The organism is Vibrio sp. Makdt (genome assembly GCF_027587015.1).
GTDB classification, from domain to species: domain Bacteria; phylum Pseudomonadota; class Gammaproteobacteria; order Enterobacterales; family Vibrionaceae; genus Vibrio; species Vibrio chagasii_B.
Genome location: NZ_JAPPTH010000003.1, coordinates 298,415 through 324,958, shown reverse-complemented (window position 1 = coordinate 324,958; position 26,544 = coordinate 298,415). Strand labels below are relative to the sequence as shown.

At 44.5% G+C, this 26,544-nt stretch carries 24 protein-coding genes; 5 read left to right on the top strand and 19 right to left on the bottom strand.

The genetic code is table 11. The features are described from left to right. Nucleotides 1–10: 10 nt before the first annotated feature. The 3 genes from lolA to lrp form a co-directional block, all read right to left on the bottom strand. Nucleotides 11–607: an outer membrane lipoprotein chaperone LolA gene (gene lolA, locus OH460_RS05635; protein WP_004741992.1), complete on the bottom strand. Its 597-nt coding sequence runs from the start codon at nt 605–607 to the stop codon at nt 11–13. 83 nt (nt 608–690) lie between these two features. Further along, nucleotides 691–3,861, bottom strand: a complete 3,171-nt coding sequence (locus OH460_RS05630) for a DNA translocase FtsK 4TM domain-containing protein (RefSeq protein ID WP_269995857.1) — start codon at nt 3,859–3,861, stop codon at nt 691–693. Between the two features lie 163 nt (nt 3,862–4,024). Then, on the bottom strand, nt 4,025–4,519 hold the full coding sequence (gene lrp / locus OH460_RS05625) for a leucine-responsive transcriptional regulator Lrp (RefSeq protein WP_004734558.1): 495 nt from the start codon (nt 4,517–4,519) through the stop codon (nt 4,025–4,027). A gap of 156 nt (nt 4,520–4,675) precedes the next feature. On the opposite strand from lrp, the gene ald reads away from it, so the two are divergent. Next, on the top strand, nt 4,676–5,800 hold the full coding sequence (gene ald / locus OH460_RS05620; protein WP_008224299.1) for an alanine dehydrogenase: 1,125 nt from the start codon (nt 4,676–4,678) through the stop codon (nt 5,798–5,800). 161 nt (nt 5,801–5,961) lie between these two features. Here ald and OH460_RS05615 read toward each other — a convergent pair whose 3' ends face one another. Then, complete coding sequence (locus tag OH460_RS05615) at nt 5,962–7,164, bottom strand: methyltransferase (protein WP_269995846.1); 1,203 nt, start codon at nt 7,162–7,164, stop codon at nt 5,962–5,964. Nucleotides 7,165–7,314: 150 nt separating this feature from the next. Continuing rightward, complete coding sequence (gene cysB / locus OH460_RS05610) at nt 7,315–8,289, bottom strand: HTH-type transcriptional regulator CysB (RefSeq protein WP_004741986.1); 975 nt, start codon at nt 8,287–8,289, stop codon at nt 7,315–7,317. Between the two features lie 320 nt (nt 8,290–8,609). Here cysB and OH460_RS05605 point away from each other — a divergent pair, with 320 nt between their 5' ends. Together OH460_RS05605 and miaE are read left to right on the top strand one after the other, a co-directional pair. Beyond that, nucleotides 8,610–9,377: a hypothetical protein gene (locus OH460_RS05605; protein WP_008224295.1), complete on the top strand. Its 768-nt coding sequence runs from the start codon at nt 8,610–8,612 to the stop codon at nt 9,375–9,377. A 101-nt stretch (nt 9,378–9,478) separates the two neighbouring features. Next, nucleotides 9,479–10,273, top strand: coding sequence for a tRNA isopentenyl-2-thiomethyl-A-37 hydroxylase MiaE (miaE, locus tag OH460_RS05600; RefSeq protein WP_269995840.1), 795 nt, complete (start codon nt 9,479–9,481; stop codon nt 10,271–10,273). Between the two features lie 90 nt (nt 10,274–10,363). Here the strand turns inward: miaE and pyrF are convergent, their stop codons facing one another. The 11 genes from pyrF to OH460_RS05545 form a co-directional block, all read right to left on the bottom strand. Further along, a complete protein-coding gene (gene pyrF, locus OH460_RS05595; RefSeq protein ID WP_061031782.1) occupies nt 10,364–11,059 on the bottom strand; it encodes an orotidine-5'-phosphate decarboxylase in 696 nt (231 codons plus the stop codon). A gap of 125 nt (nt 11,060–11,184) precedes the next feature. Further along, nucleotides 11,185–12,360, bottom strand: a complete 1,176-nt coding sequence (gene lapB, locus OH460_RS05590) for a lipopolysaccharide assembly protein LapB (protein WP_004741982.1) — start codon at nt 12,358–12,360, stop codon at nt 11,185–11,187. Between the two features lie 12 nt (nt 12,361–12,372). Further along, nucleotides 12,373–12,645: a LapA family protein gene (locus OH460_RS05585; protein ID WP_004741981.1), complete on the bottom strand. Its 273-nt coding sequence runs from the start codon at nt 12,643–12,645 to the stop codon at nt 12,373–12,375. Between the two features lie 129 nt (nt 12,646–12,774). Then, entirely contained in the window at nt 12,775–13,059 is a 285-nt protein-coding gene (gene ihfB, locus OH460_RS05580; protein ID WP_004741980.1) for an integration host factor subunit beta, read from the bottom strand. 121 nt (nt 13,060–13,180) lie between these two features. Beyond that, nucleotides 13,181–14,851, bottom strand: a complete 1,671-nt coding sequence (rpsA, locus tag OH460_RS05575) for a 30S ribosomal protein S1 (protein WP_061031784.1) — start codon at nt 14,849–14,851, stop codon at nt 13,181–13,183. A 106-nt stretch (nt 14,852–14,957) separates the two neighbouring features. After that, nucleotides 14,958–15,638 (bottom strand): (d)CMP kinase, encoded by a 681-nt coding sequence (cmk, locus tag OH460_RS05570; protein WP_004741977.1) that lies wholly within the window; start codon nt 15,636–15,638, stop codon nt 14,958–14,960. 255 nt (nt 15,639–15,893) lie between these two features. Then, nucleotides 15,894–16,640 carry a 3-deoxy-manno-octulosonate cytidylyltransferase gene (gene kdsB, locus OH460_RS05565; protein WP_105059260.1) on the bottom strand — a complete coding sequence of 249 codons (747 nt, stop codon included), beginning with the start codon at nt 16,638–16,640 and terminating at the stop codon, nt 15,894–15,896. Continuing rightward, nucleotides 16,640–16,819 (bottom strand): Trm112 family protein, encoded by a 180-nt coding sequence (locus OH460_RS05560; protein ID WP_269995829.1) that lies wholly within the window; start codon nt 16,817–16,819, stop codon nt 16,640–16,642. The genes kdsB and OH460_RS05560 overlap by 1 nt, the downstream gene beginning before the upstream one ends. After that, nucleotides 16,800–17,807: a tetraacyldisaccharide 4'-kinase gene (lpxK, locus tag OH460_RS05555; protein ID WP_105059259.1), complete on the bottom strand. Its 1,008-nt coding sequence runs from the start codon at nt 17,805–17,807 to the stop codon at nt 16,800–16,802. Before lpxK ends, OH460_RS05560 begins: the two co-directional genes overlap by 20 nt. Before the next feature lie 15 nt (nt 17,808–17,822). Further along, complete coding sequence (gene msbA, locus OH460_RS05550) at nt 17,823–19,571, bottom strand: lipid A ABC transporter ATP-binding protein/permease MsbA (protein WP_061031786.1); 1,749 nt, start codon at nt 19,569–19,571, stop codon at nt 17,823–17,825. Between the two features lie 31 nt (nt 19,572–19,602). Beyond that, entirely contained in the window at nt 19,603–21,906 is a 2,304-nt protein-coding gene (locus OH460_RS05545) for a DNA internalization-related competence protein ComEC/Rec2 (RefSeq protein WP_269995825.1), read from the bottom strand. A 17-nt stretch (nt 21,907–21,923) separates the two neighbouring features. Here OH460_RS05545 and OH460_RS05540 point away from each other — a divergent pair, with 17 nt between their 5' ends. Beyond that, entirely contained in the window at nt 21,924–22,433 is a 510-nt protein-coding gene (locus tag OH460_RS05540) for a DUF2062 domain-containing protein (protein WP_008223866.1), read from the top strand. A gap of 173 nt (nt 22,434–22,606) precedes the next feature. Here the strand turns inward: OH460_RS05540 and lolE are convergent, their stop codons facing one another. The 3 genes from lolE to lolC are packed head-to-tail and all read right to left on the bottom strand — an operon-like array spanning nt 22,607 to nt 25,745. Next, nucleotides 22,607–23,851 (bottom strand): lipoprotein-releasing ABC transporter permease subunit LolE, encoded by a 1,245-nt coding sequence (lolE, locus tag OH460_RS05535; protein WP_269995822.1) that lies wholly within the window; start codon nt 23,849–23,851, stop codon nt 22,607–22,609. After that, nucleotides 23,852–24,544 carry a lipoprotein-releasing ABC transporter ATP-binding protein LolD gene (gene lolD, locus OH460_RS05530; protein ID WP_061031789.1) on the bottom strand — a complete coding sequence of 231 codons (693 nt, stop codon included), beginning with the start codon at nt 24,542–24,544 and terminating at the stop codon, nt 23,852–23,854. After that, on the bottom strand, nt 24,537–25,745 hold the full coding sequence (gene lolC / locus OH460_RS05525) for a lipoprotein-releasing ABC transporter permease subunit LolC (protein WP_162884287.1): 1,209 nt from the start codon (nt 25,743–25,745) through the stop codon (nt 24,537–24,539). The genes lolD and lolC overlap by 8 nt, the downstream gene beginning before the upstream one ends. Before the next feature lie 227 nt (nt 25,746–25,972). On the opposite strand from lolC, the gene OH460_RS05520 reads away from it, so the two are divergent. Beyond that, entirely contained in the window at nt 25,973–26,542 is a 570-nt protein-coding gene (locus tag OH460_RS05520) for a hypothetical protein (RefSeq protein ID WP_008223874.1), read from the top strand. The last annotated feature ends 2 nt before the right edge of the window (nt 26,543–26,544 follow it).

Genomic DNA, 26,544 nt, shown 5'->3' with positions numbered 1-26,544 from the left:
CTTGATTCGATCAGTTTCTTTGGTCGTCGACCTCGACACCTTCCGGTGCCACAAAAGTAAAGCGGTCTGCCGCTGGTTTACCCAAATTCACATTACTGAAAGTAAACTCGCCTTTTTGACCGTCTTGTTCAATCACATTAAAGCCCTGAACAATGCCTTTTTCATTGATATTAATCTGGAAGTCACCCTGATTAGAGTCAACTGCCGTTGGTGTTAGTGTAAATTGGTTACCCGATTGCGCTACATTGTAGTTATCCCAATCGCTCTCTTGGTTGCGTGTCAGCAGTACAAAAGGCGTTTGCGATGTCGCTTGTTCTTGCCAGTAAATACTGACTTGCTCAATGAACGGGCTGTAATACCACAAACTCTGACCATCAGAGACTAATAGGTTCTCATCCGGGAACGTGGTTTCCCAGCGGAATAAGCTTGGGCGCGCAATTTCAACCGTGCCTTCACCTTCCATTACAACATCGCCGTCAGGGCTTGTTACCACTTGTTTAAAGTCAGCGCTAAACCCTGCGTTCAATGCCAAGCGGCTACTCAACTCTTCTTTCGGAGAAGCAAACACTGAGAAGCTCATAAATAAAAGTGCGAATACTTTTTTCATTAATAATCCTGTTCCAAGGTAAATCGGTCATAAAGCTATGACCGATTATTAAGGGTTGAGTTCCTATCTACACAATTAAGCGATTACTCTTTCGGTGGCGCTGGTGCTAAGACTTCTCGGTTACCGTTATGGCCTGGAGCACTTACAATGCCTTGCGCCTCAAGCTGTTCCACAATTCGTGCCGCTCGGTTGTAACCGATCTTGAATCGGCGCTGTACGCCAGAAACTGAACCACGGCGTGAATGAACAACATGCTCGACTACTTGATCAAACAGAGGATCAACCTCTTCATCACCTTCCATTTTCTCACCCGGAAGCAAGGTTTCTGGTGTTTGCTCGCCATTAGTGATTTCATCAATGTAATTTGGCTTGCCGCGTGCTTTCCAGTTGTTTACCACCGCGTGTACATCATCATCTGACGCAAACGCACCGTGAACACGGATCGTATGGCTAGAACCTGGCGGTAAATAAAGCATATCACCCATACCAAGCAGCGATTCTGCGCCACCTTGGTCAAGAATGGTTCGAGAGTCGGTCTTAGTTGATACCGTAAAGGCAACACGCGTCGGAATGTTGGCTTTAATCAGGCCTGTAATAACGTCAACTGATGGACGCTGAGTTGCAAGAATCAAGTGAACACCAGCTGCACGCGCTTTTTGTGCCAAGCGTGCAATCAGTTCTTCAACCTTCTTACCTACCACCATGATTAAGTCGGCAAATTCATCGACGATAACCACAATGTATGGCAGCTTCTCTAGCAATGGCGCTTCTTGGTCCATGCTATCGCCCGGTTTCCACAATGGATCGTGGATTGGGTGACCTGCATCGGCAGCCATCTTAAGCTTGTCGTTGTAGCCTTTGATATTACGAACACCGAGTGCTGACATCAGCTTGTAACGACGTTCCATTTCGCCAACACACCAACGAAGTGCATTCGACGCATCTTTCATGTCGGTAACGACTTCAGATAGTAGATGAGGAATGCCCTCATATACTGAAAGCTCTAGCATTTTCGGGTCGATCATAATGAAACGAACGTCCTCAGGCGATGCTTTATACAGCATACTCAAGATCATTACGTTCACACCAACCGACTTACCAGAACCAGTAGTACCCGCAACGAGAACGTGTGGCATCTTAGCTAGGTCAGCAATCACAGCTTCACCTGCAATATCTTGTCCTAACACCACCGTTGTTGGTGATTTCGCTTCTTGGAACTGCTCGCTGCCCACTACGTCTGAGAAGAATACGGTTTGACGGCTCATGTTTGGCAACTCCAAACCAACATAAGGTTTGCCCGGAATTACTTCAACAACACGTACCGCCAACGCAGACAATGAGCGAGCCAAGTCCATAGATAGGCCAGAAATACGGCTTACTTTCACACCAGGTGCCAAATCCAACTCAAATCGAGTGATAACTGGACCAGGGAAAATATCAACAACGTCCGCTTTAATCTTGTAGTCCGCTAGCTTGGATTCAACCAGACGAGCGATCGCTTCTAGTGCATCACGGTCGATAAATGTTTCACGTTTCTCAGGGTGGAACAAAAGCTCAAGTGTCGGTAGTGGCTCCGCCGGTTTCGGCAAATTAACTTCCTGCTGAACCAAGAATGGGTTTTGTGCAGCTGCCATATTCGCTTGAGCTTCAGAAACAATATTCTGGAAGGCCGCAACGTCTTTATCCTGATTCAGGTCTTCATCTTCCGAAACCTCTTCCCAAGGCAGATCAATCGCAGGCTCTTCATCCACAACGGCAGGTTGTGCAGCTTGCTCTTGCTGATATGAGAATGGTTCGGGTTGTTCTTCGATATCACTCTCTACTGTTTCAGAATCAAACTCAGAAGGCTGCTCGTAGCCTTGCTCTTCAGGCGCATCAAATGGTGCACTGTGCGCTGAGAAATCATCTTGAGTATCAGCATCTGGCTCACCCATAGGTGAGGCATACAAAGATTCAGGCTGAACATCATCAGCATCAAACCCTATAGACTCGTGAGCTTCACTATCAACCTCTGGTTGTGCATATTGATCATCAAGAGCTGTTTCTGTGGTCGCATCCACAATAGGTTCAGTAGGACGAACAGGCTCCTGTTCTTGCTGCATGTATTGCTGATAAGCAGCTTGAGATTCATGTGTATCTGTCTGATCTTGCTCAGCAAGATCATCTTCATACATTGCAGCACTTTCTAGCTGCTCTATGGTCGCATTTAACTGCTTAGAACGCTCAACGCCCTCTTCCAATGGCTCTTGTGGCGCTTGATAAACAGGAGGAACAGCAATTGGCTGCTCTGGTTGAGGAGCAACAGGTGGTTGAGTCACTCGAGAAACTTGGTCTTGAGAAGCTAGCGCTTGCTGCTTAACCGGCGCTTCTGTTGGCATATGAATATTGTAATGACGCTTCTCTGCAACACCCTCTTTAGATGTGTTTGTTGCAATATCAGAAGGCTCATTGATCGCTGAAAAGCTCATTGCAGGATCGAGAGCTTCTTCTTGCTCAGCATATTGCTCTTTCACTTCGTCATCGCGGTATGTTGGCTGTTGACGTAGATCTTGCTGTGGAGCTCGGTCTGCTGACTCTTTCAGTTCTGGCTCAAGCAATTCTTGGTCTTGACCACGAGCTTTGTTAACCGTTGAAGTAAAGAGTTTGATTGCGCCTTCACCCAACCATTCAACAATTCTTAACCAAGAAATACCAGTGAGAAGGGTAAAACCTGCCCCCCAAAGGAAAAGAAGCACAAGCGTACTGCCCAAAATATTCAACGTTGGAAGTGCAAGGCTCGTTAACACGTCACCAACCACACCACCTGACGAGAAGTACCAAATATCATCAAAGTTAATGTCTGCCAAACCACAGCTGGTCAGAATGAGCACCGTCAAACCAAGTAAACGGGTTCCCCACAACATAAAGTCGATCTGCTCATCTTCATTACGCTTGCGGAATAAGACCCATGCGGCAACGGTCACTAAGATCGGCAGTGGATAAGCCAGAGAGCCAAACACAAAGAAAAGCGTATCTGCTAGCCATGCTCCTAGATAGCCACCCGCGTTTTGAATGTCACCACCCCACGCCGTTTGCGACCATGATGGATCGGCTGGGCTAAAGGTTAATAACGCAACGGCAAGTAGAATAGAGAAAAGAACGCCCAGTATCAGGCTGCACTCTTTAAGGCGTTGAGAACCATTTAAACGAGAAGACTGGGGCTCTTCACTCGTTTTAATGATTGTTTCTACTTTATTACTGCTCTGCTTGAACATAAACCAACTTAATAATTAAACGAGATAAAAACATAGCGAGCGGCACAGGCCGCCCGTTTCAATGAAACTACTGTTGATTTAACCATATCAAACCAAAAAACCCAATTCCAGAAAGCAAGAAAGCGGAACAAATGTCCGCTTTCTTTCATTTCACCAATTATGACTAACGAGTTTTAATCACAAGTTGATTGGTTTGTTTCACTTCTTCCATTACTACGTAAGTTCGAGTGTCGTTTACGCCCGGTAGACGAAGTAACGTATCACCCAGTAGCTTACGGTAAGCACCCATATCAGATACACGTGTTTTTAGAAGATAGTCAAAGTCACCCGACACTAAATGACACTCTTGGATGTCATCCAGTTTCTGCACAGCAGTGTTGAATTGTTCGAACACATCTGGCGCACCACGGTTCAACGTAATTTCAACAAACACTAAAAGTGAAGCATCAAGGTACTGTGGGTTCAGCAGCGCTGTGTACCCAGTAATGTAACCTTGACGTTCTAAACGACGAACACGCTCAAGACACGGAGTCGGAGAAAGTCCTACTCGTTTTGAGAGTTCAACGTTCGAGATACGACCGTCTTTTTGCAACTCATTAAGAATGTTGCGGTCAATACGATCTAGTTCCTTGGACGGCTTCTTATAATTGTCTGCCATTTTTTATTCCACCTTATTACTTCCTTGCAAAAAAATATACTACAACTTTTTAATATTCAGTATCAAATTTTATCTGAACATATCTATACTAGATATTAATTCGACAGAATTACCCTACACATAGATAAAACAACCAAAATAAAATGAGGAGTCAGGATGATCATTGGCGTACCTAAGGAAATCAAAAACCACGAATACCGCGTTGGTATGACCCCAGCTAGCGTGAGAGAACTAATCTCACACGGCCACCAAGTTTTTGTTGAAACCAATGCCGGTACTGGTATCGGTTTTTCAGACGATGATTACATCGCTGTAGGCGCATCCATTCTTCCTACTGCTGCTGACGTTTTCGCGAAAGCAGAGATGATTGTAAAGGTTAAAGAACCTCAAGCTGTCGAGCGAGCTATGCTTCGCGAAGGGCAAATATTATTTACTTATTTACACCTTGCACCAGATTTTCCACAAACTGAAGAGCTTATCAAGAGCAAAGCTGTCTGCGTAGCCTATGAGACTGTAACAGATAATATGGGTCGCTTGCCACTATTAGCACCAATGTCTGAAGTAGCTGGTCGCATGTCTATTCAAGCAGGTGCACAAACATTAGAGAAATCTAACGGTGGTTGTGGTCTTCTTCTAGGCGGCGTTCCTGGTGTTGAACCAGCGAAAGTTGTTGTTGTTGGCGGCGGTGTTGTAGGTGCTAACGCAGCACGTATGGCTGTTGGCCTTCGCGCTGATGTAACGATTCTTGACCGCAACGTAGATACGCTTCGTCGCCTTGATGAAGAGTTCCAAGGTCGCGCAAAAGTGGTTTATTCTACTGAAGACGCTATCGAGAAGCATGTTCTAGAAGCAGACCTAGTGATTGGTGCAGTACTGATCCCTGGTGCAGCAGCACCTAAACTGGTTACAAAAGAGCACATCGCTAAGATGAAACCAGGTTCAGCGGTTGTTGACGTTGCTATCGACCAAGGCGGTTGTTTCGAAACTTCGCACGCGACGACACACGCAGATCCAACTTACATCGTTGACGACGTAGTTCACTACTGTGTTGCAAACATGCCTGGTGCTGTTGCTCGCACTTCAACTTACGCACTAAACAATGCAACACTTCCTTACATTGTTAAGCTAGCGAACAAAGGTTACCGCGAAGCACTTCTATCAGACAAAGGCTTCCTAGAAGGTCTTAACGTGATTCACGGTAAAGTGACTTGTAAAGAAGTTGCAGAGAGCTTTGACCTAGAATACGTAGATCCAGCTGAAGCTATCGCGATGTTCAACTAATGATGTCATGACTCACTGAGCGTCAAATTTTCTCGTTGAGGCGCTCAGTTGAATCATACGCATGAAAAAAGCCAGTCCGATTATGTCGAACTGGCTTTTTTGTCTCTGTAACACTAACGTTCGAAAGCTGTAAGGAGCATGCTTTCTACTAGACTCATCGTCTATCGGTCGTTCTTAACACCATGAATCAACAGGTTTCTGGGTGTGATACTACGTCCACAAAACTCTTCGATGCTCGCCTCATAGCCTTGCTCTTGTAGGTAAATCGCTTTATCTAAAGCTAGCCATATCTCCAATGGTCGTCTGAAAACTTGTTGAACCAAACTCAGCTTCTCCATTTCCCAGAAAAGTTTCTCGCCTTGAGCAAAATAGGATACAAAATCGATATCCGAACCAAGTGTTATCTCTTTCACTTCAGAAGCCCACTGACAAAACGATTCAAACCCTTCAGATAATTCTGACTTTTTGATGCTCGGTACTGGGATGTATTCATCAATCCCCATTTCAGTCTTAAGTAACCGGCTGAAGCCTAGGCGATAGCTCATCTCCAATTGACGGTGTCGCCTTACTCTTTCACCACCAGTAACGGTTTCTTGAAGTGGGATTCGCAAATCACTCTTGCTCAATGTTAACGCTGAGGCTTTTGCCACTGATGACATTGTCTGGTAGTTGTCGTCTCGAATAAGGTGGTAACAACAAGGGGATATAGTCACCGCAGGAAGCCCATGCGATACGGACTTTTTAACTAACTCAACATGTAGATCGCCACAAGCATGCAGTGCTACCGCATGTTGATTTGGATTAAATACCTCATCTGCCCTTTCAGAAAACGCATCACCTTGCACAAAGGTCATTTCTAGACGTTGTGCATCCGCAATTTTTTGGCCACTTTCACACAATGATTGTTGCCATTCAAAACTGGTCACCTTTTGGCTCGATTGCTGAGACAAAATTCGTCCTAGGAATCCTTTACCAGAACACCACTCCAACCATTCCTCACCATGATGATGTTCAAGCGCCGCTTCACCCATCGATACGATTTGCTGCAACTTTCTTCCTGGAATACCGTCTTCAGTTCCTCTAGGAAGCTGCAAGCCTTTGAGATTTGTATTCGTAAATTGAGTGCTTTGGTGAGCGTCCGCAAGCTGAGGCATAAAATAGCTGAGTTCAGTAAGCAGCAGATCAGGCAGTTCTTTCAGCGTCTGAATATTTTCAATCGTTAAGCTATTTAACCAGTCCACAAGGGGTGGGTTAACTTCTTTCCATGGCTGCTGTTGTGTTTGGCATAGGTGAAAAGGCTCAGAGCGCCAATAAACTTGGTGCTCAAGCAAAAATGAGTCGAGTGTTTTAAATCGTGAATGCATGCTTCCCCCTATGATGCGTGGATTGTAGGGGTAACCGGCGTAAATGAAAAGGTGCGAGACAAAGAGAGCTTAGAGGTGAAAGTTAAAAAGCTGATAAAAAAACGGCCTGTCACTACAGGCCGATGAAGAATCTTGTTTTTCGAGATAGAATTAACGAACTGGCAGCTCGATATCTTTAAACATCTCTTCGATTTCTTCATTCGATTTCAAAGAGATAGCTTGCTCTACCACTGGGCGAGTTAAGTGAGGTGCAAAACGTTCCATGAAATCAAACATGTAAGAACGCAGGAACGTACCTTTTCTAAAACCAATACTGGTTGTGCTCGCACCAAATAGATGGCTCGCATCAATGGCAACCAAGTCTGTATCTTGTTCATGGTCAATCGCCATACTCGCAATCACACCAACACCGATACCCATACGAACGTAAGTTTTGATTACATCGGCATCCGTAGCAGTAAACACAACACGTGGTGTTAGACCTACTTTATTGAAGGCCGTATCCAATTCAGAGCGACCAGTAAAGCCAAAGACGTAAGTCACCAGAGAATAAGCAGCCAGATCTTCGATGGTGATATTTTGCTTTTGAGCCAGCGGGTGATCTTTTGTTACCACGATAGAACGGTTCCAGTGGTAACAAGGAAGCATTATCGCATCTTGGTAAAGGTGAAGTGCTTCTGTCGCAATCGCGAAGTTTGCTGTGCCCTTAGCTACTGCCTCAGACATTTGGCTCGGTGTACCTTGGTGCATGTGAAGCGACACTTTAGGGTAACGCGCGGTAAAGCCTTTGATGACATCTGGCAATGCATAACGAGCTTGCGTGTGAGTCGTTGAAATATTCAATGTACCCATCTCAGGGTGAGTATGTTCGCCAGCGACCGCTTTAATGCTTTCAACACGAGCAAGGATCTCTTGAGAGATACGAATAATATCTTCACCAGCTTGAGTAACTTGAGTCAAATGCTTGCCGCTTCGCTCAAAAATCTGAATACCCAATTCATCTTCAAGCAGTCTAACCTGTTTACTGATGCCTGGTTGAGATGTGTATAAACTCTCTGCTGTTGCAGAAACATTTAGGTTATGGTTTACAACCTCAACAATGTACTTCAGTTGCTGTAACTTCATATCTAACCTCGTAATCCTTTACTCATTTCTGTGCTAACTTATTTGCAAAGAGAGCATTCTAGTCTCGTGTAATATAATTATTAGTTATAACGCTTCAAGCGCTAAAAAGACAGAAAAATTGAGTTTTTCTCGATGAACAAATAAAAATGCCACGATGGCTTTGCAAGCTAGCCCTCATTCCCATAAATTAGTTGATAGTTTTGATTGCTGATTACGCTCAACAAGAGATAATCAGAAATTGCATTTTACGAGTGCCGATACACAATGGAATCGTGTATCCTCTCTAGTTAGCTCAAGAAAACATAAGCAGACATAAATATATGAATAACCCTGGTTTAATTATTGCCTTAGTTGCGATTCTTTTGGTGTTGGTATTAGGTTACAACATCATGCTTCAGTACAAAGTTAAGGTAGAAACAGCGAAGAAACAGGAAGCTTCTCGTTATTTGACCATTATTGATGGAACCGAAGAGCTTATTGGCAACGCGCACCACATGCCGTTTAGCCAAGATCTTCTTGTATGCTTAAATAATCGAATTCTTGATGCATTAGAAAACATGTATCAGCTCGACCCCAAAAATAAGCAACTTGCCCAGCGCATTGAAAGCGTAAAACAGCAAATCACCCAGCTTAAAGAGAACTACCAAGGTGGCGAAAGCACTGCCTTTAGAGTTCCAAGCAGCGATAAACAAGCAATCATGATGCTCAAACTGGTTAAGCGCCTGCGCGATACGGTTCGTAATGAGCACAACAAAGGCCGTTTTGAAACCCAAGCTTATGTGGTAGAAAACGCACGTTTAGAAACTATTCAGATTCGAATCAACATTGAGAACGTAATTAAACGTGCTAACGATTCAATTTCACGCGGCCAACCAGGTACCGCTATTCAATTGCTTCGTAAAGGTATTGATGCACTGGCAACCAAGAATGACGCATACTCAATGAGAGCAAAAGAGAAGCTTCAACAGATGCTGAACGAGCTTGACCAAAAACGCCAAGACAAAAACGCGCAAGATTTACAGCAAATGGAATCTAAAGAACGCGATGACGATATGGATGCCCTATTCGGTCAGAAAAAGAAGTGGTAACCACTTAATCAAGTCATCGAGAAGGCCACCTCAGTTCGCTGAAGTGGCCTTTTTTGTCACTAATGAATTTCCTTCCTCCGTATAGGGAGATCTCATTAGCTGTGATAAAATCCCGCATTATCAACAAACCTGCTCCGACCATGTATCAAGAATTACTCGCTCCAATCCACTCTTTTCTTAAAGCTGAAACGCCAGATTCATGGATCGATGAAGCCAAAAAGCCTGCAAACCTCCACATCATTTTGCGCGACCACATGCTGTGTGAACTCAAGGCTGCTCAAAGTGCTTTATTCCTTATCCGTAAATACGCGGTAGATAAAGAAAGTGCCAAGCAATTAAACGAATGGATCTTGCCATACGAGCAATTTGCTTACCGTCGCATTGGTGATTTAGAGTCACTTCGTTGCAAGAGCAACGTTTCAAAACAGATCACAGCAAAAGAAGGCTGTAATTACGGCGCTGACCTTATCGATAAGATGGTGCTGTTGATTAAAGAGGAACTCCACCACTTCTATCAAGTAATGGAATTAATGGAGAAGAAAGGCGTGACTTACCAACCGATCGAAGCCGGTCGTTACGCGAAAGGATTGATCAAACAAGTGAAGACATACGAGCCTGACGCTCTGGTCGACAAACTGATCATCGGCGCCTTTATTGAAGCACGCTCTTGTGAACGTTTTGCAAAACTGGCCCCTTTCTTAGAAGAAGACATGGAGAAGTTTTACGTATCCTTACTTCGTTCAGAAGCTCGTCACTACCAAGATTACCTTGAGTTAGCAGAGCAAATCGCTGGCAAAGATATCTCAGAGCGTATTGCTCATTTCGCTCAAGTGGAAGCAGACTTGATCACTTCAGACGACAGTGACTTTAAATTCCATAGTGGTGCTCCGGTATAATTCGCTAAGAAAGCACACTCCAATCCAAACAAAGAAGGCCAGCTATTTGCTGGCCTTCTTAATTTATATCGCACTAGCTATAAGAGAAAGTTAAGCTAGTGTGCCGTTGATTTCAGCAAGCACAGCTGCAGGGTCTACAGCTTGAGTAATTGGACGACCAATAACTAAGTAGTCAGAACCTGATTCAATCGCTTTAGAAGGCGTCATGATACGTTTCTGATCACCAACATCAGCACCTACAGGGCGAATGCCTGGAGTCACCAGTTTGAACTCTTGGCCAAGTGCACCTTTCAATAAAGAAGCCTCTTGTGCTGAACACACCACACCATCAAGACCAGAATTTTTTGTAAGAGAAGCTAAACGCATCACTTGTTGCTGTGGTTCTAAATCCAACCCGATACCCGCTAGATCCGATTGCTCCATGCTCGTCAGTACTGTTACGCCAATCAGCAATGGACGATCTTTACCGTAAGGCTCCAAAATTTCGCGAGAAGCCGTCATCATGCGCTCACCGCCACTTGCGTGTACGTTTACCATCCATACGCCTAGTTCAGCGGCTGCACGAACGGCTTTTGAACATGTGTTCGGGATATCGTGGAATTTAAGATCCAAGAATACTGAGAAACCACGTTTATGTAATTCACGAACAAATTCAGGACCAAACAGGGTAAACATCTCTTTACCCACTTTTAGGCGGCAAGATGCTGGATCAATACGGTCAACAAAGGCTAACGCATCCGCTTGGTTGTCATAATCCAAAGCTACAATGATTTTTTGGTCGTTCATTTCATCTCCTAACGCAGTTAACTTTCTTAAAAAATATTTTTCCACCTATGCAGGTGGTATATAACAGTCATAAAAATGCAGCCCGAAAGCTGCAATTAATAATTTGGTCTTAAATGACCACAAATCTATTCACCATCTAGACCACGAATAGGCTTGATCGTCCCCCAACCTTTACATGAAGGGCAGTGCCAATACATTGAGTGTGTTGAGAACCCACACTGACGACAACGGTAATGAGGCTTAACCTTAAGCTGTTCACCAACCATAGATTGAAGCGTGGTTAAGCTTTCTTTTGCTCGGCCTTCTTCTGCTTCTGCTAGATGGTAATCGATCAATCGATAGAAACCTTTCATAGTTGGGTTTTTCACGAGTTGCTTGGTCAGTAACTCTTGAGCAGAACCAATATCTTCATGATGCGCGACCAACTGAGCCAGCATCAATTCAGCCGACACGCCTGCTTTCTTCTGGATACAAGCTTTAAGGAACTCAACCAACTGAGCTTCGTGCCCAAGTTTGTGGTAGCACTCAGAAAGGGTCGGTAACACCTCACTGATAAAATCAATATCTTGTTCAAGAACAGCCTCAAGACAATCAATCGTCTTTTGGTAATCTTCATTTGCTAAATGGAATTTACCCAAAGCGATGCTGGCACGCACACACTTAGGGTCTTCAGATAACGCTTTCTTAAAATGCGCTAATGCTTTAGAGCGATTACCATCAGCTTGTTCTTGCATAGCGAGCTCACACCAAAAATGCGCGACCGTAGCACGCATCTTCATCTTCTTCTTGCCAAGCTTTACTAGAATATTGCCGTAATGAATCGCCTTGTTCCATTCTCGAGTCTGCTGATAAATTGCAACTAACTGCTGCAGAGCACCCTCTTTGTGGTCAGGTTCATCAACCAGCTGTTCAAAGATTTTTTCAGCGCGATCAAGAAAGCCAGAGACCATATAGTCTTTCGCTAGTTGTTGCAGTGCGAGGTTTTTCTGATCGAGAGTCAGCCCAGAACGGGAGATAAGATTTTGGTGAATGCGAATAGCGCGGTCGACTTCGCCTCTTGAGCGGAATAGGTTACCCAAGGCCAAGTGAGTATCGATGGTTTCATTGTCTACTTGAAGCAGCTCAATGAAGTGATCAACCGCTTTGTCAGATTGGTCTGACAGTAATAGGTTCAAACCCGTCACGTATTGACGGGAGATCTGGTGTGATTGCTTTTGTTTTTCTTGCTGAGCATTACGATTACCCATATACCAACCATAAGCGGCTGCAATCGGCAAAAGTAAGAACAGTAACTCTAACATCAAATATAGCCTTTAAGCTTTAGTATCAGCAGCTACCTGCTTTGATTGCTTATTGAGTTGCTTCTTCAAGCGATGAATTTTCAGCTGAGATCGCATATGCATGTTACCAAAGACTAACCAAGCAAGAGCAAAGCCTGAAATGAAGACAATACCTAATAGGCTGGAAAGGTGGAAATCACCTTGTGCTAGCAGGTAATTAAAATTCACGATAGTTTGGTTTTGAGAGCCTAAAGCCAGTGCAATTAGGAAAAGTGCGATAACGGCGACTATTTTTATAATTTTCATAGTTCATCACTCATTGGTTGGTTAGCTGTACGATTATGCAGGAAAATTACTAATCAGACCACCATATTATGGTCATAAAAAAGCGGCATACATTATAGTATGCCGCTTTTCATAATTCCGATAAGTAGACTACATTCCTGTGTTTACTCGTTCACGTAGCTCTTTGCCTGGTTTGAAGTGAGGAACGTATTTACCTTCTAACTCTACCTTGTCACCAGTCTTTGGGTTACGTCCAACACGAGGCTCACGATAATGCAGAGAAAAGCTGCCAAAACCGCGAATTTCGATTCGATCACCACTTTCTAGTGTTGAAGCCATATGCTCTAAAATGTCTTTTACAGCGTCTTCAATTTCTTTTGCAGAAAGATGCGTTTGCTCAGCGCACAGTCTTTCAATCAATTCAGACTTAGTCATAGTTACCCTCGTTGGTTTTCTTTTTAGAAATTATAGACCTATCGGAAAAATAAGCAAAAAAAAAGGAGCCTTACGGCTCCTTTCTTGGCTATATAGCTATATTTCTCTTAATGAGAAGCTATTATTCGCCTTTAGCAGCTTTGAATGCGTCTGCCATTGCGTTACCGAACGCGCCTTCTTCAGACTTGTTCAGTGAAGCCATTGCTTCTTGCTCATCAGCTTCATCTTTAGCTTTGATAGATAGGTTGATTACGCGGTTCTTACGGTCTACACCTGTGAACTTAGCTTCAACGCTGTCACCAACGCTTAGGATTAGAGATGCATCTTCGATACGATCGCGAGATACTTCAGAAGCGCGGATGTAGCCTTCAACGCCTTCGATTAGCTCGATAGTAGCGCCTTTCGCGTCAACTGCAGTAACAGTACCGTTTACAAGAACACCTTTCTTGTTGTCAGCAACGTATGCGTTGAACGGGTCGTTTTCCATTTGCTTAACGCCAAGAGAAATACGCTCACGCTCTGCATCTACTGCTAGAACAACTGCTGAGATTTCGTCGCCTTTCTTGTACTCACGTACAGCGTCTTCGCCAGCAACATTCCAAGAAATGTCAGATAGGTGTACTAGACCGTCGATACCGCCTTCTAGACCGATGAAGATACCAAAGTCAGTGATAGACTTGATCTTACCAGTAACTTTGTCGCCCTTAGCTTGCATTTCTGCAAATGACTGCCACGGGTTAGCTTTACACTGTTTCAGACCTAGAGAGATACGACGACGTTCTTCGTCGATATCAAGAACCATAACCTCAACTTCGTCGCCAACATTAACAACTTTAGAAGGGTGGATGTTCTTGTTAGTCCAATCCATTTCAGAAACGTGTACTAGACCTTCAACGCCTTCTTCGATTTCAACGAAGCAGCCGTAGTCAGTTAGGTTAGTAACACGACCAGAAAGCTTGTGACCTTCTGGGTAACGCTTAGCGATTGCTACCCATGGATCTTCGCCTAGTTGCTTAAGACCTAGTGAAACACGAGTGCGCTCACGGTCGAACTTAAGAACTTTAACTAGGATTTCGTCACCAACGTTAACGATCTCTGATGGGTGCTTAACGCGCTTCCAAGCCATATCTGTGATATGTAGAAGACCGTCAACACCGCCAAGGTCAACGAATGCACCGTAGTCAGTAAGGTTCTTAACGATACCTTTAACTTCAGTACCTTCTTGTAGAGTTTCAAGAAGTTCGTCACGCTCAACGCTGTTTTCAGATTCGATAACAGCACGACGAGAAACAACAACGTTGTTACGCTTCTGGTCTAGCTTGATTACTTTGAACTCTAGCTCTTTGTTTTCTAGGTGAGCAGTGTCACGGATAGGACGTACGTCTACTAGAGAACCTGGAAGGAAAGCACGGATACCGTTTAGTTCAACAGTGAAACCGCCTTTAACTTTACCGTTGATGATACCAACAACAGTTTCAGCTTCTTCGCAAGCTTTCTCAAGAACGATCCAAGCTTCGTGACGCTTAGCTTTCTCACGAGAAAGTTGAGTCTCACCGAAACCATCTTCAACAGCGTCTAGAGCTACGTCTACTTCAGCGCCAACTTCAACCTCAAGTTCGCCAGCAGCGTTCTTGAACTGTTCAGCAGGGATAGCAGATTCAGACTTAAGACCAGCGTCAACAAGAACGAAACCGTTCTCGATAGCTACTACAGTACCTTTAACGATGCTGCCTTGTTGGAATTCTGTTTCGTTTAGAAACTCTTCAAAGAGTTGAGCAAAAGATTCAGTCATTATTTAATCTTCAATAATTAAACGTCCATGGGTATCCTACCGCATGGGGTTGATAAATTCGCCGGTCATCATCCTTGCGACCAACGTTCTTGCCAGCCGGGCAGAATTACCCAGCTAGTTTCGATTCAATATAGTGTAGTGCTTTTTCTACTACCTGCTCAATATTCATTGAGGTGGAATCAAGCACTAGAGCATCCTCTGCAGGGCGAAGTGGCGCCACTGGGCGATTACGATCTCGGTCGTCTCGCTCTTGGATCTCGCTCAAAAGGTCGTCAAATTTAACATCTAACCCCTTCTGTTGCAACTGTTTAAGGCGGCGAGTCGCACGCTCTTCTGCACTTGCATCTAAAAATATTTTTGCTTCTGCTTCAGGGAAGACAACGGTTCCCATATCGCGCCCATCAGCAACCAAACCTGGCGCTGCGCTGAATGCGCGCTGACGACGAAGTAATGCTTCACGTACGCGAGGTAATGCAGCAACTTTTGAAGCCGCCATGCCGGTCTCTTCTTTACGAAGCTCACCCGACACATCTTCACCTTCTAGGATAACCTTAACTAGGTCGCCTTCAGCAATAAACTGAACGTCTAAGTGAGTTGCAAGAGGAACTAAAGCGTCTTCCGATTCAGTATCTACACCGTGATGAATTGCTGCTAAAGCCAGTACGCGATAGATCGCACCTGAGTCTAGAAGATGAAAGCCTAGCTTATCTGCTAGTAACATACACAGGGTACCTTTACCTGCACCACTTGGTCCATCAACCGTAATCACTGGGCTTTGAGAAGGCATCTTTTACTCCACGTTTAGTCGTAAGTTTTATTCTGTACTAGCGAGTCGCCACTACTTTATAGGCGGCATATTATAGAGAAAAATTAGAAGTCGAGCGAGGTAAATCTCAGATAATTCCAAGATGATGATGCATTCGATAATGCAACAGGCCTAATATCAATCACCTGATGCTAATAAGGCTTTCTACTGGCAGTAAATTGGCATAAAAAAGCCTCGCACGAGCGAGGCTAAGTATATTTGTTGCTTCAAGTAAATCTAACCGATGATGGCGCGTACCGCTTCCAAGTCTTCTGGAGTATCAACCCCCGCAGCGGGCGCTTCAACGGCAACATCTACGTGAATCTTCTCACCGTACCAAAGTACACGAAGTTGCTCTAGGCACTCGATACGCTCTAAGGTGCTTGGTTCCCAGTTGATGTAGGTATTGATGAAACCCGCTCGGTAAGCGTAAATACCAATATGACGAAGCAACGGAGATTCTGCAGCAGTACCGTTGTTAGCGTAAGCATCACGATCCCAAGGAATCGTCGCACGGCTAAAGTACAGCGCATAGCCGTCTTTATCCGTCACTACTTTTACAGCATTAGGGTTAAAAACTTCATCAACATGAGAGATTTCAACACCAAGTGTTGCCATTGGCGCAGTGCTGTTTGCTAAGTTGTTCGCCACCTGATTAATAATCGCCGGTGGTATAAGTGGCTCATCCCCTTGTACGTTCACAATAATGTGGTCGTCAGGGATGTTCATCACTTCAATCACTTCTGCTAGGCGTTCAGTACCTGACTCGTGATTCGGTGACGTCATACACACAGTCGCACCAAATGCTTTCGCAGCCTTCTCAACGCGAGCATCATCGGTAGCAATAATTACGTTATCAGCCCCTGCTTTCATTGACTGTTCGTATACCCATTGAATCATCGGCTTGCCGCCAATGTCAGCCAGAGGCTTACCTGGCAAACGGCTCGATTGGTATCTTGCTGGTATAACTACCGTGTAAGACATTACTTGCCCTCGTCCACTGAAAGAGTACGAGCTTCAGGTTCAAGAAGAACAGGAATACCCTCTTTAATTGGGTAAGCTAGGCGATCGATTTTACAAACAAGCTCTTGCTTATCCTTGTCAAAAGTTAGTTTACCTTTACATACAGGGCAAGCAACGATCTCAAGCAGACGGTGATCCATAGTATTCCATAACCTCTTTTATTCTTTTTAAAATTTGCTGTTGCGCTTCTTCTTCGAACTGCGCAGAAACTGGAAGATACCACCAGTTGTCTTGAGCATATTCTTCGCATTTTACAGCGTCTTTTTCTGTCATAATCATATTCATACCTTTCTTTGCTAAGGCATGAAGTTCATCTTTATCAAAATCCTGATGATCGGCGAAGCCTTGTGTGTAAACCACATCACCATCAAGATCGTCTAATGTTTTAAAAAAGCGTGGCGGGTGCCCTATTCCAGCAAAAGCCACCAGCTTTGGTAATTCTGCAACTGGCTTTTTTTGACCTGTCTTTAGGTTAACCGCTTCACTTGGTGCCAAAGACATTGAGAACTCTCGCCCTTGTGCCTCTCCACCATTGTTAATCAAGAAATCTACATCAACTAAACGCGATACAGGCTCTCGCAACGGGCCTAGTGGAATCAGACTCTCGTTACCAAAACGCCTTACACCGTCGATAACTGAAAACTCAATGTCGCGTTCAAGTGCATAATGCTGCAGGCCGTCATCAGTAATAATGACATCCACGCCTTGATTCAATAAAGCCTTTACCGCATTCGCTCTTACTGGGTCAACCGCTACCGGCGCGCCCGTTCGCTTTCGAATCAAGCGGGGTTCATCCCCCGAGTGTTCAGCGGGCGTGCTCTCTTCTAAAACCAGTGGATAACTCGGCGCTTTCGCACCGTAACCACGAGAAACCACACCTGGTTTAAAGCCGTTGGCTTGAAGCATTTCAACCAACCAAATCACAACAGGGGTTTTACCGTTTCCACCAGCGGTAATGTTACCAACAACGATTACAGGCAGAGGTGGTCGATAGGTTTCTTTCTTTCCAGAGAGATAAGCATTACGACGTTGCCCACTGATCACTTTGAACAGCAGGCTCAATGGCCACAATAGTGGCCAAAGAAGATATTTTAACGGGTGATTGTTAAACCAAATCTTTTCGATCACAACAAAGACCTAATCTTATCCGCTGAACTGAATTCGATGCAGTTGAGCATAGGCACCATCATGAGCAATTAGCTCTGCGTGTGGGCCTCGCTCTACAATCTGACCATCATCAACAACCAAAATTTCATCAGCTTGTTCAATCGTCGATAGCCTGTGAGCAATCACCAACACAGTTTTATCTTTTTGTAACTCTTCTAGTGCTGATTGAATCGCTCTTTCTGACTCTGTGTCTAGTGCAGACGTCGCCTCATCAAGAATCAGAACTGGCGCGTCTCTCAATAGTGCTCGTGCGATCGCAATACGTTGTCTTTGACCGCCAGACAAGCTCGCACCGTTTTCACCCACGACAGTATCAATACCATTTTCCATACCTTCAATAAACTCAGTCGCATGAGCAAGTTTAGCGGCATGTTCGATCTGTTCGCGTGAATACTGTTCTTCTGCTGCGTAAGCGATGTTGTTAGCCACCGTATCGTTAAACAGGTGCACATTTTGAGAAACCAGAGCAAAGTGCTCACGCAGATTTCTCAATTCGTAATCACGAATATCGTGACCATCCAGTTCAATAGAGCCAGAGTCTACGTCATAGAAACGAGTAAATAGGTTGGCAATGGTACTCTTACCTGAGCCCGATCGCCCAACAAGCGCAACCGTCTTACCTTTCGGTATATTAAAACTCACATTATCCAATGCAGGCTTCTCGGCACCTTCGTAAGTAAAGGTCACATCTTTTACCGCAACATCACCACTTACCGTTTCAGGTTTCAAGGTACCAGTGTTCTGCTCTGTGTCTAAGTCCATCAAACCAAACAGTGTCGTACTTGCAGCCATACCACGTTGGAATTCAGAGGTTACGTTAGTTAGTGCTTTTAGTGGACGCATTAGACCAAACATTGCTGAGAACACTACCGTAAACGTACCCGGAGTTAGTTCAGCCTTAATTGAATCAACGCTCGCCAAGACAAGTACAACAACAATAGCAACCGATGCAATCATCTGAATGATTGGGTTAGCGGCCGCTTGTGCTGTTACTAGCTTCATGCTCTGTTGACGCATCTGGTTACTTACTTTATCAAAGCGATGTTTTTCTAAATCCTGACCGCCATAAGTGAGCACCACTTTGTGCCCTTTCAGCATTTGTTCTGCTGACGAAGCAACGTGACCCATGCTGGTTTGCATGTTTTTAGAAATCTTTCTGAATCGCTTCGATACTATGCTGATTGCCCAAGCTACCAGTGGAGCAACCGCAAATAGGACCAAAGACAACTGCCAGCTGTTCCAAAACATCAAGGTCAATAAGCCAATGATGCTTGCGCCTTCACGAACAATACTCACCAGCGCTTTACTGGTTGCCGCAGAAACTTGCTCCGAATCGTAGGTAATACGAGACAGCAGCGCACCCGTCTGCTCTTTATCAAAGAAAGAGACTGGCATGTGCATAAAGTGACTGAATATTTTACGGCGGATTTCCATCACCACATTGCCAGAAACCCAGCTTAAGCAATAGGTGGATACGAAACCGCTGACACCACGAATGAACATCATGGCAAAGATAATAAGAGGAAGTGTGCGTAGGAAATCTGATTCCGCACTACCAAAGCCTTCATCTAGCAACGGCTTTAGCAAAGAAATCATGTAAGTATCAGAGACGGCATTAATAATAAGCGCAATAACCGCAACACCAAGGCCAGCCTTATATAGTCGAATATAAGTCCAAAGTCGTTTAAATGTGACCCAGGTAGTTTCATCTGTTTGTGTTGACATAAAATCGCTTAATTTTCTCACAATAATCTATCTATTCTACTCCCTTACGAAGCATCTGCCTATACCACTGCCGACCTTGTTCCTCTCTAATCGTATGATAATGCCAACCTTCTTGGTTGGTAGTGATGGTTATTTGTCCACTTTCACCTGTATCAAGCCAAGCACTTCCACTTTGTAAGTAACGTTGAACGACTGATTCGCTTGGCATCCCCCATTGATTTCCCTTTGCCAACGAAGCAATCGCTAACTTTGGTGAAACCGCTTCTATGAAAGGGGCGATAGATGAGCTGTCACTACCATGATGAGGTACTAGCATGGCATCGCTTTGAAGCTGTTCAAGTTCCCGAGCAAGTAACCACTCACTTACGAGTTCAATATCACCCGTGAGCAACATCGAAAAGCCCGATTCTGGTTCAATTATCCGTATGACACAAGAGTGTGGGTTATACGCCCTATTCACTAGTTTTGGCGGCCACAACACCTCGAACTGCACGTTCTGCCATTCCCACACCTCACCTAACGTACATGCTTGAACAACTGAGCTCATTTGATGATTCAAACTTTGGCTAGCTCTTATCCATTCAGGCTGATAGTTCTCAAGCAATGCAGGGTAACCACCAGCGTGATCAGAATCGAAATGGCTAATGATCACTCCTTGAATTTCATCTATACCTCTTTGAGATAAAGTAGGAACCAATAGTGACTCGACCATCGACCCTCCCGGCCACGCGTTACCTAAATCGTACACCACCACGTGATTGTTCTTTTCAAAGATGAGAGACAAGCCATGCCCTACGTCCAAGACATCAATAGTTAACCTGTCCTGTTTCACTTTGCCAAATTCCCACCACAACAGGAATACAGAAATGATGACAGCGGCTACCCCATGTTTAAGGTATCGACCAATAAAACCGAAGAATAAGATAAGAAAAACGAACAACACGGTTACGTGATTATCTACCTGAATCCAAAACGGTTCAGAGAAAGGCAAGCTAAACACCAACGGTTCAAGTGACAAATCAACCAGTTTCCATAACTCAGCAGAAAAACGAGCCATTGAGTCACTTCCCCAAAATAAAGACTCAGTGACCAAACTTAGAAACATCGAAAAAAACAGCAAAGGTATCGTCACCATTGACACCCAAGGCAATAGCAACAAATTGTAGACGACCGAGATCAAGCTAACGCCTTTGAAAAACAACATCGAAAAGGGAGCAATTAACAAGGTCAGCATGACCTGTATTTTGATGAGCTTTAGCACTCGTTCAATAAAGGTAGAATTTGAAGAAGAAGCATCACTATTGAACGCAATGTAGAGAACCGCACCCAATGTACCAAAAGATAACCAGAAGCTACTGGATAACGCAGAAAAAGGCCAAATAACGAGAACGATACACAAGCTGACTAGAACATAGCGAACCACACCGATACTTTGTCCACGCCACAGAAAGTAACTCGCCACAACACACATCACTAGCGCTCTTAGGGTCGGTAGGGTGAACCCAGCAAACCAGCTATAGAAATAAGCGAAACCTAAACCAAATAGTGTCGGAAGCCATAACAACTGAGGAGACAACAAACGCGCCAACTTCCCCAGCTGATAACCGATACCAAAGGCAATACCAATGTGAAGCCCAGAAATCGCCATCAAATGAATCAAGCCACTGCTCTTTAGTAAATCCCAACGCAAAGAAGGAATGAGATCGCGATAACCGAAACTCAAAGCGACTATTAAATCGTTATTTTTTAGCTGGCTAAGATTATCAAGACTGCGCTCGAACCACCGAGCACGTAGATGGTTGCTAGAGTGGATTCTATATTTAGCATTCGTTCGGTAATTCGCATTTGCTGTAACCCCAGTGCTAAACAGGTGCTTTTCCAAATCAAAGCCCGCTTCATTAAGCTTCCCAAAAACAGGCTTGATACTGACCGACAAATGAACTTCATCACCCAAAGTGAGCTTGAAAGGCGTAAACAATCGCAATTTTATCAATTGAGGAAAGATTAATTTTTCACCGTCAATTGATCTAACTACTACTACGCTTTCAAAACCATGGCTATTTTCACTAAAAAGACTAACTACTGAGGCATTTATGGTAGTATTCTGCCCTGATTGAAATAAGCGACTTGTTTGGATTTCAATCGTATTCCCTAGGCATGCAACGAGTGTCAACGCAGTAGCTAGACCTCTTGTACGTCGGAAAACGCTATACTTTATTGATGCGATTAGTAATAACAGCATCAATGGTGCCAAGACCCAATGTGGCATCACAGGCCAGAAGCTGGCAGACACAACTGTCGCAGCAAATGAAATCAAGAACCAAGTGTTAAACAAGAGAGTAGCTTCCTCCTATGCCAAGAAAGTTTATCAAACGATTTATGCCTGACCATGAGCTCATCAAGCGTCAGAAAGCATTAAAAGTTTTTGGCAATGTTTTGTACAACCCCAACTTATGGTGCCTTAATCGTCGCTCCGCGGCCGGCGCGTTCGCTGTTGGGTTATTCATGGCGTTTGTCCCTCTACCAAGCCAAATGATTATGTCTGCAGGCCTAGCCGTTGTATGTGGTGTTAACTTACCGCTGGCTGTCGCTCTCGTTTGGATCAGTAACCCCGTAACCATGCCAGTCTTGTTCTACTTTGCCTATAAAGTAGGTGCATTCGTTATGCATGTTCCGCCGCAAGCCTTTCACTTCGAACTGTCTTGGGACTTTATCTTGGCGCAAATGAGCACCATCGGGCCTCCATTCCTGCTGGGCTGTATGATTTGTGGTGTGATTTCAGCAATGATTGGTTATTTCGGTATTCGTGGCTTATGGCGCTACTCAGTAGTAAGAAGCTGGAAGAAACGACAAGCAAGATAGTGAATCTATACTGACGCGCTCTCCACTTTTAAGAAATATCTGTGAAAATAAGACGAGTTATAAGCCCTTAGATGATAGTCATGTAATGAAAGTCTTAGATAATACAGTTTGAATTCAATAAAAAAGGATCCCACAAAGGATCCTTTTTTGTATCTGTCGAAACAGTCGGTTGGTTATTTGGAGCTCAGCACAGAAGCTGGATTTAACTTCGCTGCTCGAGATGCTGGGTACCATGTCGCCAACAGACTTAAAGCGATTGCAGTACCTGATACTACAACGACATCCATCATATTCAGCTGTGATGGCAAGAAGTCGACAAAGTAGATATCACCAGATAGGAATTGGTGATCGATCAGCTTCTCAAGACCCTTAATAAGAGTGGTCAGATTGAGTGCAACCAAAACACCTATCGCACTGCCGACTAAGCTACCTAATACGCCTGAGAACACGCCCTGCCAAACAAAGATACGTTTAACTAAGCCGTCGGAAGCGCCCATGGTTCTTAAGATTGCGATCTCCGAAGCCCTATCTTTTACTGCCATCATCAAGGTAGAGACAATATTGAAACACGCAACACCAATCACTAGCACCATGACTAAGTACATAATGGTACGAACCAATTGAATATCTCGATATAGGAAGCCGAATTTCTGTTGCCAACTGCGCAGGTAAACATACACATCAAGCTGGTTGCCAACCTCACGTACAATCTCGTTCGCGTTCAGTACATCGGTCACTTTCAAAGAGACACCTGTCACAGCCTCCCCCAAGTTCGCATAAACCTGAGCATCTCCAATCGGAATGAGCGCTAAGCTATGGTCAATTTGTCCATTAAGCGTCAGTAAGCCGGCAACTTTTACTCGTACCCGCTTTGGCGCCTGGACCTTAACCGAGCCGTTCACTGTTGGGATCATCAAAGTCAAGTAATCCCCCACTTGCGCACCAAGCACATTGGCGACACCAGAGCCTAAGATAATCTGCTGCTGCCCTGCTTTCAAATCACCCCAAACTTGCTTATCAATAAAGCTTGATAAACTCGATACCTGTTGCTCAAGCTGTGGGTCAACACCACGCACTTCAATCGCTTTAAGTTCTTTGCCCTTTTCAGCGAGCGCTGTGATTTTCACATAAGGCGCAGCGGCAACGACTTTGTCATTTTTTTCGGACTGCTCTACCACATGCTCCCATCGAGTTACAGGTTCATTGACCCCTTCAAACTCACCATGTGGAATCACAGACAGCACGCGAGATTCTAGCTCACGCTCAAAACCATTCATCGCTGACAGACCGATAATGATCACCGCCACACCAACCGCAATACCGATCGTCGAAGACAAGGAGATAAAAGACACCATCTTGTCTCGCTGCTTAGCACGGCTAAAGCGGCCGCCTATCAATAGGGATAAAGAAGAAAACACTTAGCTCTCCTCTTTTTCTACGTTAACCAGCAAACCATCTTGCATGTGCAGTTGACGATCCATTTTGCCAGCGAGTTCGCCATCATGGGTCACCACTAAAAAGGCGGTATCGTATTCGCGATTCAACTCTCGCATTAAGTCATAAATGGAAAGCGCAGTATTGTGGTCGAGGTTACCCGTCGGCTCATCAGCCAGAACTAGAGCTGGCTTGTTTACTAATGCACGAGCGATCGCCACACGTTGCCTTTCACCACCAGAAAGCTCTGAAGGACGGTGATCAACTCGATGACTTAGTCCCACTTTATCAAGTAACAACTGTGCTTCTTGTTTGGCTTTCGCAGGCTTTTCACCACCTATCAGCAGCGGCATAGCGACGTTTTCTAATGCTGAAAAGTCAGACAATAGATGGTGGAATTGATAAACAAAACCAAGGTGCTGGTTGCGAAGCTTAGCCTGCTTGTTCGAGCTCAGTTTAGCTAAGTCTTGACCAAGAAAGCTCACGCTCCCCGCAGAAGCATCATCAAGCGCTCCTAAAATATGCAGTAACGTACTCTTACCTGAACCAGAAGTACCTATGATAGAAACCAATTCACCTTTTTCGATCTCAAAGCTCACCCCTTTAAGGACCTCAGTATCCAACGAGCCTTCACGGTACGTTTTACGGATATCATTACATTGAAGAAAATTACTCATAACGAAGGGCCTCAGCAGGTTTCACAGAAGATGCACGGTAAGAAGGGAAAATAGTAGCAATCAAGCTAAGTGCAATAGCAAGCACCACCACAACGGCGATTTGAATTGGGTTAATCAAAATAGGTAACTGACCACCAAACGAGAATAGAGCAACACCCATCGCTTCTAAAATCGGGTTAAGGTTCATTGCCAGAACAACGCCTAATGCGCCGCCGGATAGTGCGCCAATAACGCCGCTACTTGCACCTTGAACCATAAAGATGCCCATCACTTGACCATCGGTCATGCCTTGGGTTTTAAGTATCGCGACCTCAGATTGCTTCTCCATCACCACCATAATCAGCGCAGAGATAATATTAAATGCGGCAACCCCGATGATCAGCCCAAGCATTAGGCCCATCATGTTTTTCTCCATACGAACTGCTTGGAACAGCTCGCCACGTTGGTCACGCCAATCGCTCCACAACCATCCATCTGGTAAGGGTTGACTCGATAGCTCCGCGACTTCAAATGGGTCTTCAAAAAACAGTCGCCAACCTGAAATAGTGTCCGACTTGTAGCGCATCAAACGCCCTGCATCTTGGATATCCGTCACCATAAGTTGAGCATCAATGTCCGAGCCCGTATTAAAGATACCGGCTACGGTGAAATTACGTTGGCTAGGAATACGGCCAAGTGGTGTGTATTGGCTTGCGCTAGTCACCATTAGACGAACCTTGTCGCCCATCGATACCTTTAGGTTTCTCGCCAGTGTATGACCAAGGAACAGCTGATATTGCCCAGCTTTCAGTGAAGACAGTCTGCCCGCAATTAAGTGGTCTTGAAGTGGATCATCAGAATTGGGTTGGATGCCAATTAAAAGGCCAGCAGACAGCTGAGCTGGGCTCTGAATCACCGCCTCACTGCGAACAATAGGTTCAACATGGCCATTAAGCGAAATTTGCTTAGCAAAATCCGGAGCCTGTTCAGAGAGTAGCGTCTTACCACCTTGCTCATAAACCACTGCCTGAGGAAGAACGCCGAGAATTCGGTCTTTTAATTGCGCTTCGAATCCATTCATTACCGACAAAACAGTAATCAAAGACAGCACACCAATGGTGATACCCGCTGTCGACATATAAGAAACAAAACGGCTAAAGCGATCACCTGAACGGCCTTTCAAATAACGCAGGCCAACAAACATTGAAATAGGATGAAACATACTTTGAACCATCAAAAAGGGATGCGGGTTAATGTAACGGGTATTGCTGTTACTGTGTAGGGGTTAATTGAAAATATAGAGTGAATTAACTCAATTAGTTAGGCCTGAAAAACAGAACCCTGTCAAAACACCAAATTTCAAACAACTATTTGATACTTTCAATTAACTGACCTTGATTACTGCCGCCACATAGCGATAATCAATAGATCACTTCAAGGAACTAACGCATGACAGAACAAGAGTTTTTCACTGTTCACCACAGTCTTACCGCTAATATAGAACCGATGGAAAGTAACTTCACTTTGCCCTCTCAGATTCAGTTCGAATCCGAGATCCCTGCCCCTTTTGTTGTGGCGAGTGAATTTAGCCAGTTGGACCTTTTAGCCGACAGTGCTCGCGCTGAACTGAAAAACAGCGACTTGAAGAATGTCACCAGTTTATTGGATGCACAGAACTCTAAATTAAACCTGCTGTTGAGCTTTATGTTATCGCAGCAAGATGATGAGAAGTTTCGAACTCACACCTACTCCTTCGGTGCGAGCCAATTTTCCTGCTTTTCGAAGACAGACATCGAACCGGGCCGCTTAGTAAAAGCTAAGCTATTCTTGGAACACCCTGCAGCAGCGATTTACTGCTACGCGGAAGTGTTTGCAAGCCAACCTAAAGATTCAGGTTTCGAAATTAACTTCAAATACGCTCATCTTCGCGATACTGACCAAGACCTGCTGATCAAAGCGGCACTTCATCAACAACAGAAACTTTTGCGTCAACGCTCTCTAGACCGAGATAACAAGTAAAT

Excerpts from the sequence above, each read along its gene's own strand:
- OH460_RS05605 (WP_008224295.1), top strand. The coding sequence starts at position 8,610 with ATGAATAACCCTGGTTTAATTATTGCCTTAGTTGCGATTCTTTTGGTG.
- ihfB (WP_004741980.1), bottom strand. The coding sequence starts at position 13,059 with ATGACTAAGTCTGAATTGATTGAAAGACTGTGCGCTGAGCAAACGCAT.
- OH460_RS05560 (WP_269995829.1), bottom strand. The coding sequence starts at position 16,819 with ATGGATCACCGTCTGCTTGAGATCGTTGCTTGCCCTGTATGTAAAGGT.
- lapB (WP_004741982.1), bottom strand. The coding sequence starts at position 12,360 with ATGTTAGAGTTACTGTTCTTACTTTTGCCGATTGCAGCCGCTTATGGT.
- kdsB (WP_105059260.1), bottom strand. The coding sequence starts at position 16,640 with ATGTCTTACACGGTAGTTATACCAGCAAGATACCAATCGAGCCGTTTG.
- pyrF (WP_061031782.1), bottom strand. The coding sequence starts at position 11,059 with ATGAACGACCAAAAAATCATTGTAGCTTTGGATTATGACAACCAAGCG.
- OH460_RS05630 (WP_269995857.1), bottom strand. The coding sequence starts at position 3,861 with ATGTTCAAGCAGAGCAGTAATAAAGTAGAAACAATCATTAAAACGAGT.
- ald (WP_008224299.1), top strand. The coding sequence starts at position 4,676 with ATGATCATTGGCGTACCTAAGGAAATCAAAAACCACGAATACCGCGTT.
- OH460_RS05520 (WP_008223874.1), top strand. The coding sequence starts at position 25,973 with ATGACAGAACAAGAGTTTTTCACTGTTCACCACAGTCTTACCGCTAAT.
- OH460_RS05540 (WP_008223866.1), top strand. The coding sequence starts at position 21,924 with ATGCCAAGAAAGTTTATCAAACGATTTATGCCTGACCATGAGCTCATC.
- cysB (WP_004741986.1), bottom strand. The coding sequence starts at position 8,289 with ATGAAGTTACAGCAACTGAAGTACATTGTTGAGGTTGTAAACCATAAC.
- msbA (WP_061031786.1), bottom strand. The coding sequence starts at position 19,571 with ATGTCAACACAAACAGATGAAACTACCTGGGTCACATTTAAACGACTT.
- lolC (WP_162884287.1), bottom strand. The coding sequence starts at position 25,745 with ATGTTTCATCCTATTTCAATGTTTGTTGGCCTGCGTTATTTGAAAGGC.
- lolA (WP_004741992.1), bottom strand. The coding sequence starts at position 607 with ATGAAAAAAGTATTCGCACTTTTATTTATGAGCTTCTCAGTGTTTGCT.
- lrp (WP_004734558.1), bottom strand. The coding sequence starts at position 4,519 with ATGGCAGACAATTATAAGAAGCCGTCCAAGGAACTAGATCGTATTGAC.
- OH460_RS05585 (WP_004741981.1), bottom strand. The coding sequence starts at position 12,645 with ATGAAAATTATAAAAATAGTCGCCGTTATCGCACTTTTCCTAATTGCA.
- rpsA (WP_061031784.1), bottom strand. The coding sequence starts at position 14,851 with ATGACTGAATCTTTTGCTCAACTCTTTGAAGAGTTTCTAAACGAAACA.
- cmk (WP_004741977.1), bottom strand. The coding sequence starts at position 15,638 with ATGCCTTCTCAAAGCCCAGTGATTACGGTTGATGGACCAAGTGGTGCA.
- OH460_RS05615 (WP_269995846.1), bottom strand. The coding sequence starts at position 7,164 with ATGCATTCACGATTTAAAACACTCGACTCATTTTTGCTTGAGCACCAA.
- lolD (WP_061031789.1), bottom strand. The coding sequence starts at position 24,544 with ATGAGTAATTTTCTTCAATGTAATGATATCCGTAAAACGTACCGTGAA.